General features: G+C 45.9%; 7 protein-coding genes. 1 reads left to right on the plus strand and 6 read right to left on the minus strand.

The window, feature by feature from the left end:
- Positions 1–90: 90 nt before the first annotated feature.
- Positions 91–1,833 (minus strand): TIM-barrel domain-containing protein, encoded by a 1,743-nt coding sequence (locus FHS57_RS09235; protein ID WP_229601294.1) that lies wholly within the window; start codon positions 1,831–1,833, stop codon positions 91–93.
- A gap of 21 nt (positions 1,834–1,854) precedes the next feature.
- Positions 1,855–3,021: a CPBP family intramembrane glutamic endopeptidase gene (locus tag FHS57_RS09240; RefSeq protein WP_183972783.1), complete on the minus strand. Its 1,167-nt coding sequence runs from the start codon at positions 3,019–3,021 to the stop codon at positions 1,855–1,857.
- 179 nt (positions 3,022–3,200) lie between these two features.
- Here FHS57_RS09240 and FHS57_RS09245 point away from each other — a divergent pair, with 179 nt between their 5' ends.
- A complete protein-coding gene (locus tag FHS57_RS09245) occupies positions 3,201–3,356 on the plus strand; it encodes a hypothetical protein (protein ID WP_183972785.1) in 156 nt (51 codons plus the stop codon).
- A 105-nt stretch (positions 3,357–3,461) separates the two neighbouring features.
- Here FHS57_RS09245 and FHS57_RS09250 read toward each other — a convergent pair whose 3' ends face one another.
- The 4 genes from FHS57_RS09250 to FHS57_RS09265 all read right to left on the minus strand — a co-directional run bounded on the left by FHS57_RS09250 (position 3,462) and on the right by FHS57_RS09265 (position 11,227).
- Positions 3,462–4,703: an FG-GAP repeat domain-containing protein gene (locus FHS57_RS09250; RefSeq protein WP_183972787.1), complete on the minus strand. Its 1,242-nt coding sequence runs from the start codon at positions 4,701–4,703 to the stop codon at positions 3,462–3,464.
- A gap of 89 nt (positions 4,704–4,792) precedes the next feature.
- The gene (locus FHS57_RS09255; protein ID WP_183972789.1) at positions 4,793–5,995 is read right to left on the minus strand and encodes a VWA domain-containing protein; all 1,203 of its coding nucleotides are present in this window, start codon (positions 5,993–5,995) and stop codon (positions 4,793–4,795) included.
- The gene (locus FHS57_RS09260; protein ID WP_183972792.1) at positions 5,982–8,954 is read right to left on the minus strand and encodes a DUF4132 domain-containing protein; all 2,973 of its coding nucleotides are present in this window, start codon (positions 8,952–8,954) and stop codon (positions 5,982–5,984) included. Before FHS57_RS09260 ends, FHS57_RS09255 begins: the two co-directional genes overlap by 14 nt.
- Positions 8,955–8,965: 11 nt before the next feature.
- Positions 8,966–11,227: a DUF5682 family protein gene (locus tag FHS57_RS09265; RefSeq protein ID WP_183972794.1), complete on the minus strand. Its 2,262-nt coding sequence runs from the start codon at positions 11,225–11,227 to the stop codon at positions 8,966–8,968.
- Between the last annotated feature and the right edge of the window lie 36 nt (positions 11,228–11,263).

Raw genomic sequence — 11,263 nt, forward strand, 5'->3', positions numbered from 1 at the left:
TAGATAGGGTGCTATTTTCATCATCAATAGGTTAAATGGAACACAAGATGGCAAGTTACAAGAAACTTTGTAATGATGTTAAAAGCGGTCTTAATAGTCAATTTGATAGTTCCCGACTGAGTAAGTATCCGTTTTGAGATAAAGCTTTTGTTTATGTGCCTCAAAGCGAAAAGTGATGATTTTTCCGTCGAGGGTTACCGTTTTTGGGGCTTTGGCAGCATGAATGGCAAGGATGTGAGGCACGTGTTTTCCTGTCAACGAAAGGGTGAGACAAGTGGCATGTTGTGCTACTCGAAGTGTTGTAGGGGTTTGATTTTGAGGGTCATAGATACTAAACTCATTACTTCCTGCGGGATAAACCAACCACGTGAGGTAATTGCGGGAGGTAGAATCACCAATCCCCGTATATGCGCGTTCGATTCGTAACGGAATAATGCTGCCTTCTTTGATGTAAACGGGAAACTCCTCTAGGGGAAACCGTTTGGCAAACTTTGTATTGCCTTCCAACAGTTCATGGTCGTTAAACCAATACCGCCATTTACCAGCGGGCAAGGTTACTTCGTTGTCGAGTTGGTCTTGGTAAATGGGCGCTACCAACAAATGGTCGCCAAACATATAATGATACTTGCCTTCTGTAGGTTGTTGTAAGCGCGTACCTCCTCGGTGGGCCGATACGACATAGCTGTACATGTAGGGAACCAATTCGGTATGCAGCCACGAAAAACGCCGAATGATTTCTAATTCTTGGGCACTTCGTTTCCAAAGGGCTCGTTCGCCGTGGCCACCGTTGAGAAACAAGCCGCAAAAAGTCGAAAATTGAGCCCATCGAATGTACAGTCGCGGAGGGATAGAGTCGCCCGAAAAGCCCGCGATGTCAGAGCCAATGACGTTATAGCCCCTTTTGGCACTTCGTAAAATGCTTTGAATCGCCGACTCAAATCCTTGTACTCCGTCCAAAGCGATGTCTTTTTCTTTGCCGTTACTTGAAAGTGCTTCTGGACTTCTCCAATGGTGTTTTTGGTCGCCTACCCAGTTGACGGGGGAGGCGTCGATGGGGGCGAAGCCTTCGGGGTGAAACCAACGATCCATGGCGCGGCCCAACGTCACAAATTCAGGGTTGTGGCGGAGGCCATTGGCATATTCCTCCCGATAGTACCAGTCCATGTATTGGCGTGTACTCATCCAACCTGAGTGCGTTTTTTGGTACAAAAAAGGCAAAAAACCTATTTGTTGCCGAAACAAAGTAGCTGTTCCGTCCAATTTCCAGCCGTCTATTCCGTACTGAAGCACGTTTTTTTGCAACCCTTGCCACCAGTTCCGAGCGTCGGGGTTAGCGTAGTCGATAAAACCTCCTTTGCCCTTCCACCATTTGATTTCGTTGCCGTTTCCGACCAAATAACCGCGTTGTTTTGCGTTTTGGTAAAAATCTTGCGATGTCGAGAGGCGGGTGTCTTTGCTATAACTGTCCACCATCGAAGTCATCCAAAGTACCACACGGTAACCTTTCTCCTCTAAGCCCTTGAACCATTGGGCGGGTTTGGGATAACGCAGCGTATCGACCTCAAAATCATTGTATCTCAAACTCCACGGACTGTCAATCAACAGCGTCCGTACGGGAATGTCGTGCTGCGCGTAGCCTGCCAGCAACGAATCTTCGTAGGCGGCAGTGTTTTTATCGTCTTCCCAAAGCCAACATTCCAACGCCCAAGCGGGCGTAAGGGGAGGGTTGCCGTGACGTTGGGCATTAAAAGGGATTCCCCAAAAAGGAAGCACGAACAAAAAATAGGCAAGAATAAGCAGCACAACGGTACTGTATCCTACGATTTTGAGCAATTTTTTGACAAAAACCATCTTCTAAATGTGAAACAAAAACTCCGACGAATTGACAAGCGTATGGACAAGGGCTGCGTAAAATACGTTTTGGGTTTTGAGGTAGGTATAGCCATACGCCCAACCCGCCACACTGGCAAGCCCCACAAAAAGCATAGAACCCGCGTGAAAATGCACAAGTCCGAAAAACACACTGGTGATAGCAAGGGCAGTATAGGTGCCTAATTTTTCAAACTTCTGTCTTTCTATCAAATACGCCGCGCCAAACAGCAAGGCGGTGGTGAGCATGGGAAACCAAGTAAGTTTGGGCTCGACCAAATAGCCTGTGACAAACGATAGCACAAAAAAGAAGATAAAACCCCATTTCAAATAGGCATTCCAGCGGGGGCTGTCGGTGACTTTGCGGGTGATTAAGTTTTGCAAAATTCCCCGTAAAAATAATTCTTCAAAAAGCGCCGTTCCGCAAAAGATTCGCACAAAATCCTTGAGGTATTCGTACATGAAAGTGGAAGAAAGAATATCGTGCCCCGTTAGGTTTAAGAATTTGCCAAAATAGCCAAGCACGGCCACCAATAGCAAAAACGATAACCAAGCACCGAGGGCAATGAAGAGGTAGTTCCACCGAAAAGTGAGGTAAAAGCCGACGTTGGGCAAGCGACGAACGTACGAAAAGCCATATACGGCCGAAATCATAATCACCAACCGCATGGCGTTGCTAAAACCTGATCCTTTGAAGGGCAACGACGTCCCGACGCCAAACGAAATACTGGTGGCGGGAATCACAATCAGCAGCAAAAAAATGACATCCGACCAAGCTACGGGGGCATCAACGCGTTGTAAGGCAATAAAGCCAAGCGTTGGGAATACCAAAAAAAAGATAAACAACCCCGCCGAACCTTGAAAAGGACTGTGACCGTGGACGATGAGATAAGCATACAAAATACCAATCAGCAAAGCAGGAAAAAGCAGCGCCCGTTGTCCCGAAGCGGTAAGCCGAGGTTGCCAGCGTGCCACCACCGCAGGATGCCCAACGGTAAAAAGTAGAAAGAAAAGTACAACAAAAAAGGGACTGTCTAGGGCAAGTTCTGTGGCTGAGAGTTGACGGTTGAAAGTGAGGCAAAGCCCTAAAAATAAAGCAGTCAACAAGCCACTTTTGACCAAGGTAGGTGAGTAGGAGGTAGTAGGATTCATAATGATTCAATACTTTGAATGTACTACTTTCAAAGTATTGAAAAGACTATTCTACCGAGGCATATTTTGAGGGAAGACCGTAAAATAAGTTTTTTGATAAAACAGGTATTTTTACGCTAAATCATTTCAAGAAAAGTCCGCTATTTTGTAGCCTGAAAACTCTTAAACTTTGCCACATTATGAAACCAGTAAAAAGCTACCGCATCATGGAAGAGAAACGAACCCCGTTGGTGTTGGACCAAACGATTTGGCTAGCTGGCTTAACTCTCTTGATTTTTGGTTACATCGTATTTCACTACTTGTACCCAATGATTAGCAAAGGGCTATTTTTCTAGCTTTTAGCAGCCAAGACAAACATTTTCCATAAAAAAAGCGAGCCTAGGCTCGCTTTTTTGTTTTGTGATTCAACAAAGGTTCTGCTTCTCCGAAGCTGTAAAATTTTATTTTTTGCCTTTCGTAAGGTAATTCTCAAACAAATACACTCCGTTTTTATTGGCAATGACGATGTCTAAGGTTTTGTCATTGTTCATGTCCTTTACCGTAACGTTCAGTCCCGACCCCGAATCGTTGTCAATCAGGTGTTCTTTCCAGTAGGGGGCTTTCCCTGGGGTAAACGCTAGCCAAAATAAAATAGAAGCGTCGGCGTCGCCTGGGTCGCGGCCGTGGTGGGCCAAAAAGCGTTTGCCCGTGATGTATTCTTTTTTGCCGTCGCCGTTTATGTCGGCCATGATGGAAGAGTGCGTTTGGGCGGTGGTAGTACTGATGAGGTGGGTTTTAAAGTTGAGGTTGCCTTGGGCATCCGTGATTTGTTGGTGCCACCATACCCCCAATGCGTGGGCGGAGGCGCTTACCACGTCATTTTTACCGTCGCCATCCACGTCCAAAATCTGCATGTGCGAGCAAGGGTCGCCGAGGTTGGCAGGGTGAAATTTCCAGTTGCTCGAACCAAGGTCTTTGGTTCCTTCAAACCATCCTTCCCGTACCACAATGTCGTTCAAGCCGTCTTTGTTGAGGTCGCCGTAGCCAATTCCGTGCGAAAAATTTTCGGTTCCAGCTACTTTTTCGCCCGTTAGAGGAAATCGTTGCCATTTGGTTTCGCCTTTTTTGGTGGGGGCTTTAAGCCAAACAATTTGTTTTTTGGCGGGGTCGCCGCACAAAATATCAAGCCGTCCGTCTTTATCGATGTCCACAAACGCGGGCGATTCGTTGGATACACCCATCGAATCGGCGATGATGTGTTTCGTCCAAGCTTTTACAGCCTTGTTCTTAGGGTTTTCAAACCAAAAAGCGGGTTTTCCTGGAAAGTCAATGATGACCACATCATCCCAGCCGTCCAGATTAACGTCCATTCCTAAATTCAGAAACGAATTGCTGTATTCTTTTCGGGGGTTAAACACATTGGAAAACATCCCGAAGCCCACGGCGGGCGACTCAGTTTGTTTCGCGTCGGCGGGGTGCATTTGGTGGACTTTCCAAGTGGGAGCTTCAAACCAATAATACCCCGCCACAATGTCCATTTTACCGTCGCGGTTTAAGTCGGCGACGGTCGCCCCCTCCGAAATAAATTCGCGGGTGAGGGTGGTCTTCTTAAAACCCGAAGGCAGCATGGTGGTGACGGGTTGTTGTGCCCAACTACCAAAACTGACGATGAAAAGAAACAGTATAAAAGCCCTGAAAATCATGTTTTTAGAGAGGGTAAGGGTTTGTAAATAAAAGGTTGATTCTAAAAGTGAACCCCAGCCTGCTTTTACTTTATTGTCTCCGCGTGCCCCTAGGTTTTATGGCCTTTAAGTACAATTTCGTGGTCGCCCGCCCACTGAGCCATGTCTTGTTTACTGATGGCGGCGGCCATCATGTCTGGAAAAAGGTCGGGGGTACAGGCAAATACGGGAACACCCAGCGAAGCTAAAAATTTGGCGTTTCCTTTTTCATAGGAAGGTGTTCCATTGTCGTCTAAAGCAAGCAAAACGATTAACTGAACGCCATCGGCCACCAATTCTGTCATCCGCATTCGCATTTGCTTTTCGGGCTCTCCACCCCCTTCGTACAAATCACTTATCAAAACGAGGATGGTTTCGTCGGGTTTGGTAATTATTTTTTTGCAATAGGTTAATGCTTTATTTGTGTCATTACCGCCTCCCAATTGGACTCCAAAAAGTAAGTCTATGGGATCTTTCAAATCCTCGGTTAAATCAACCACTTGCGTGTCGTAGGCTACTAATTGGGTTTTTATCTGGGGCAAAGAAGCCATTACCGCGCCAAAAATCCCTGTATAAACAACAGAAGTTCCCATCGAACCACTTTGGTCGAGGCAAAGAACCACGTCTTTGAGTGAGCGTTTGCTTTTGCGCCCATACCCAATGCGGGTTTCGGGGATAATCGTTCGGTACTCGGGTAGATAATGTTTTAAATTTTTACGAATGGTCGTGTTCCAGTCGATTTCGTTATAACGTGGCCTTTTGTTACGGCTGCTGCGATTCAACGCCCCCGTGATGGCCTGAACCGTTTTTTGTTCCAACTTTTGAATAAGCTCCTCTACGACTTTCTGAACTACCCGACGGGCGGTATCTTTGGTTTTTGAGGGAATAAGTTTGCCCAATTCCATTAAACTCGCCACGAGCGCCACGTTTGGAGTAGCTTGTTCTAAAATTTCGGGTTCGAGCATCAGTTTTTGTTGTAGAACGGGCTGCTTGAGGGCATCTCCTTGCATTACTTGGACCACCGACTGCGGGAAATAATTGCGGATGTCGCCCAGCCAACGAGCAATATCGGGTTGCGATTGTCCACGCCCTACTTTTGAATTATCCTTTTCAATGTATTCAAACCGTTGCTTTCGTTCAAATTCATAGAGTGCCGAAAGGGAAGCATCAATTTGTGCATCCATCCCGCTGAGTTGACAGTCGGTTCCGTCGGCCTCGTCACCGCCTAAAATAAGCCGCCAACGGCGTAAGTTTTGAGAATCAGTGTTTGACATTGGCTTTTTCGTTGGATTGGCGTGCGTCATTTTCTTTAAAAAATTGCATATCAGACATTACTTCTGAATAAACGATAGGGGGAACTTTTTCAAACGAGATAAGTCGTGTATCGTTTTTGTTGGAAGGCTCATCGTAAACGTAGCTACCAAACTGTACGCTTTTTTTGCTCACAAACATAAGTCCACCAATTTCGGCATTGTCGTCTAAATAACCGACCCCAATACTTCCTTCCTGCATCAGAATGGCCGTAATTCCAAGTTCTGAAAAGTCTTTGTAATAACTTGAAATGCCGCCGCCGTCCACAACGGATCCTCTAAACCAACCCGATTTTTCGAGTCTTGCTACAAAAGCGTAGCCTCCCATTTGGATGCCCTGAAATTGTAGCGAGAGGGTAATCCCCATATCTTTTTCGTCAAATGGGATGATAGCTCGTTGAAGTTGAGGGAAAATCGGTGATAAGTCAGCGTCATAGAGGGCTTCCGTCCAGTACGCTAGTTGGTCTGGGCGCAACTGAAGGGGATGAACCATGCCAATAAAAAGGTCTTCGGCTAGGTCAATTTCGTCGCCTTCTTCGTTGATAAGGGTTTGGTCTTCATCGACTTTGAAGGTAAAAAGCAATTGCTGGTTTTCGTCGTACGCTCCCCAAATCAACCGAATCGCATAGACAAACATGACGGGGTTGGTCATAAAAAACGCCTGCCATTTTTCAGAAGCCCATTTTCGTTGAATAACCAAATACTGTTCAAGACGGCTCGATTGGGATTTGACAATGTCCCGAATCTCTTTCCCAATTTCTTTGAATTCGTCTTGCACTTCTTTAGTGGTGCCTTTGGGGAGTGATTTGAAAACTTTGTTGTCTTCGTTTAAAAAAGCAAGTTTGAAATCGTTGCCGATGAAAGCCCGAAAAGTATCTCCCTGTACGTCAAACGTTTTGAAAAGTCCGTCAAAGCCAAAATCAGGGATGATGGCATCGGCAAGGTCATAAGGCGATACGCCAAGTTCTTCGGCCACCAGACCAAAGGATTCGTTGGCCGCCGCTCCGATGTTTTTGTTCTTGTTTTTGTACTTTCGGGAGAAAAACTCCACGCCTCGGAGGGCTTTGGTACTACCGTTGAGGGCAAGGGCTTTGACGGCATATTCGGCCATTTTTCCCCGACCTGCTTCGGCCCATTCGTTTACTTTTCGTTTGAGGAGGTCTATTTCATGATCGCCGCCTAAGATACTGCCGATGGTTAGGCAAAACTTTTGTTTGGAGTCGGCACCCCCAAGGGAGAAATAGTTATGAAGAATTGCTTTGGCAAAAGGCTGGGCTTGGGTTTTATCAAGGAAGTCCAAAAGTGCCTTGGCTTCGAGGTCGATACGAATTTCTTTGGCTCGACTCATGCGATAAAGCAAAAACCGCTTCGCGTCTTGCTCCAGCAACGTGCCATCGAGGTAGCTTAGGGCAGGAAGTTGGGCATCATCAAGCCACGTTTCCAAGGGGCTGTCGATTTTACCTCTCTCCTTGGCTTTTTGGATTTTTTCCTGAATCTGCTTTTTAGTGGGAGGGGCCGATAATAACCCTTTTAAGCCTTCGAGCATTAGGTCGCGGGCATCGTCATTTTTTTCGGTTTCGAGCGCATTATTGAGAATGGCGATAGCTTCATCGGTTTTAATAAGTGATAAAATCAAAGCCCCCACTTGTCGAACATCGGCTTTTTTGTGTTGAAGTAAAACCGTCGCTTTGGAAATGGAGCTGTTACCTAGTTTGCTGAGGGTTACTGCGGCCAATTCGCGTATTTTCTTGGTTTTATGCGCGCTAAGTGCCCATACTTCCTCTTCGTATTTGCTAAAATCGAGGGTGCCTAGAAGCTTAAAATATTCTTTAAAAGAATGCGTGTTTTCCCAATTTAGGTTTTGAATATTCATTCTTAACCCTTCCATGATGAGGTCTAGGCCGTTTTGGCCTAAATGCAAGGCAATTACCTTGGTGACTTCAATGGGTATCCGATAACATTTTTTGAGAACGTTGTGAATAATCGCTTCGGCACCCTCAATGTTGTTTTTGAGAAGGTAGTCAATGCTCGTTTCAAGAAAAGTGACATGTCGTCCAAGTGATTGATGGTAGGTGCTGCTTGGATTGTAATGGAGGCCTGCCGATTGCATGATATGATGCTCTTTAGACAATACGTTGAACATCAATTCAGTTGTGCGAGGTTGGTATTTTTCGGGAAAATGAGCCAGCAGTAGGTTATTAATGGCGATTAAATTTTCCGACTTTTTGACCGTTTCTACCCGTTTTTCGATGAAAGGTTCGTAGAGTTCAGCATTGAATGCAAGTAATTTTTCAAAAACAGGAATTTGGTTCTCGAATTGTAGAAATGTACTAACGTGCCCGTGGACAAAGTCGGGTTGGGTCGCTAAAAGTAATGTTAGAAACGGCAGAAAGTCAGGTTGAAAAGCTTGAAAGTAAACTTGTTTTTTCTCCGTTAAATTTTCTAAAATAAATTGACCTAAACCAGTGGGCTTGGCCGAAGTATCTAATAGCTTAGCGTACCCAAACACGAGTCCATTGATGAAGAAAGGCAAGGTGATTTGGTATTTTTGGGCGTGGGTTTCGAGTTGTTTTACTAAATATAATTGATTATCGCCTTCAAGTTGACGAACCATCCAGCGTACAAAATAATAGTAACAACCATAATGGTAGTCTTTAATAGATTTTGGAGCCTCCCAGATGGTTGGATGGGTCGCAATATCCATCACGCGGTCATGTAACTCGTTCCAATCGGTTAGTTTGGAAGGAAGAAGGGTAAGTAACTCAGAAAAATACCAATAACTGGTACTGCCTAAGTGGGGTTTTCGGTCGGTTTCGCCGTTTAGGTAGGCAAAAACCTGGTCAAAGGTCGCTTGGTTATAGCTATAGGAATAGCCTTCTTTGACAGAGTTGATGTAGTTTTGAAGCTGAACGTCTTGATTCATAGCTGTTTGTTTTAATTTAATCCCAATAATAACTGCAACATGGGCAAAACTTCCTCGGCGCGTTGGTGATCGAAATCGGCTGTATCGGTGGGTTCAAGAACTATTGTTTGTTCTACATTAGCTCCTTTTTTGGCTTTTTCACCCAGTTGTTTGCGCTCCGAGTGTTCAAATTTGGAAAAGGTTCGGCGGAGGATTGGAAGTAATTCAATAAAATAGTCTTCTGAAAGTTCAAAAACCCAACGGTAGAGCAGGTTCCAAAGCACGTTATCGTACAGCAGAATCATGCCACTTCCTTTGAGAAAACCTTCAACCCATCCTGCGGAGTAAATAGGGTCATTTCCCTTGGACAAGGCCAGTTCAAACCGTTGGGCAGTTTGTGCTTCGTTCAATTCGCTGGCATCAAACAAGAGTCGGCAGGTACAACCCAAAATGAGCGAATTGACACCCTCTTTGTCGAGTAAAAGGTGTAATGTACTCCGCCATTGTTGGGTAAGTGTTTCATTTTCAATGAGACGTGTGGCTTCATTGACGCTTTTGATGTAATCAAAAACCTTTCTTGAATTTTCGTCGTCGAGGCCGTAGCAAGCATTGGGCAATCCGATACAAATTCGGGTGAGAAGACCTTCTACCAATTGATTGATAGCCGACAAATCCGTTTTCCGAACGTTCCCGTAGCGACTCACTTCGACCAAAGGAGGAAGCGCCGTCATCAGTTCAATAATGTCGGATGAAACCGTGGCAACCTCGCTGATTTTACGCAATAGTTGCTCTATGGCTCCAAACAATTCGGCGGGAATGGCCTGCTGAATCAGGTCGGCAAGGTCTTTGATATCGTTGGTCTTTTGACTTTTGTCCACCAAAAACTTGGTACAGGCGTCTTCCACCGTATTTCCCCATATTCCTTTTTCGATTAGGTGGATAAACATTTCGGGCTGCCAACGAAGCGTCCAAGCCTCCTTGAATGTTCCTTTGGTGCGAGCGGCCAACTGCGTGCCCCATTTGATGTCCAAAATGGCAAGTCGGTAGATGAGCTTACTCCGATTTAAGTCAGTTTCTTTGCGCAGGTCAAGTTCATAGTCTTTCTTTTCAGCCGTGATGGGCAATCGGTAGCTTTTGGCTAACTTTTCAAAATTTTCTTGCAGGGGTAATTTGGGTAGTTCGTCGGGGACTTTTCCAATTCGTTGGGCAACAATCAACTCTTTTTTGACCAATTCGAGTAAGATTCCGTCGCCCATGCACATGACAGTTTGGGTGGCTTCGTTGAGTTCGTGAAGTCCCACCCGCGACAGCGCCCGCAGACTCGCCAGCGTCTCCGCCAACCGAAAGGCTTCGATGACGTGTGCGGTAGAAATGTCCATTTTTTTCTGCCTAAACAGCCGAGCTACTTTGGTGAGCCAGCGCGAGCCATCGTCGTTTTGGCCGTATTTCCAAAGGTGTTCGTACCAGCCTGGCGAGGTAATTCCCGCACCGTAGCCCGAAAACATCGAAAGGCGGTCGTTGGTCCAAGGAATCCACGTACAGCCCACTTTAATTTTTGTTTTGGGCAAGGCTTTCAACAGTTTGGCGTCCTGCTTCGCCGTGGTTTCGACATCGAGGAGGGCAGGGGCGTGCCAAGCACCACACACCACGACAATGTTGGTATAGAGTTCGTTTTGTGCTTTACGAATTAGTTCTCGCATGTACGCTTCGCGGGCCACGTTTTCTTGGTCTAATGCAGATTTTACCTGGGCGGCACGAAGTTCGCTCATCATCAACAACACCGCTTCAAAATGTTCTTGCGCGTTGTTAGGGATGTATTTTTGCTCAAAGTGATGTTCCCACCAAAGTTCCGAATTTTCGTAACCTGCCACGTCGGCAAAGTAAGAAATGGGGTCTTTGAAGGGAAGCAGAAACTCCTGTTCTTCAGCTTGCTCCTCAACTGGTTGCTCTTTTTTGACCTCTCGTAGGTTGATTTGTTCTTGAAAAGAGATGGCCATAGGCAAGTCTGCCATGCGAACGGGAAGCTGTTGGGCATGGGCGTACGAAATAGCTTGCCATTCGGGAGAAAATTCGGCAAAAGGATAAAACGTAGCTTGCTGAAGGTCGTCGAGATTATACCCCAGCACGGCCACGGGCGGTTTTAAACCACTTTTTCCCACCCACTGAACGATGGAGTCGAGTTCGGGCGGGCCTTCCACCAAAATAATATCAGGCTGTATCTGCGCCAATCGCTCAACGACATTCTTGGCCGAACCCACCCCGTGATGACGTATTCCTAAAATATGAAGCGGCATTTCGTAAGTTTATTAATTTCCCGTTTTGAGTAGTTA

It is taken from the genome of Runella defluvii (genome assembly GCF_014195535.1).
Lineage (GTDB): Bacteria > Bacteroidota > Bacteroidia > Cytophagales > Spirosomataceae > Runella > Runella defluvii.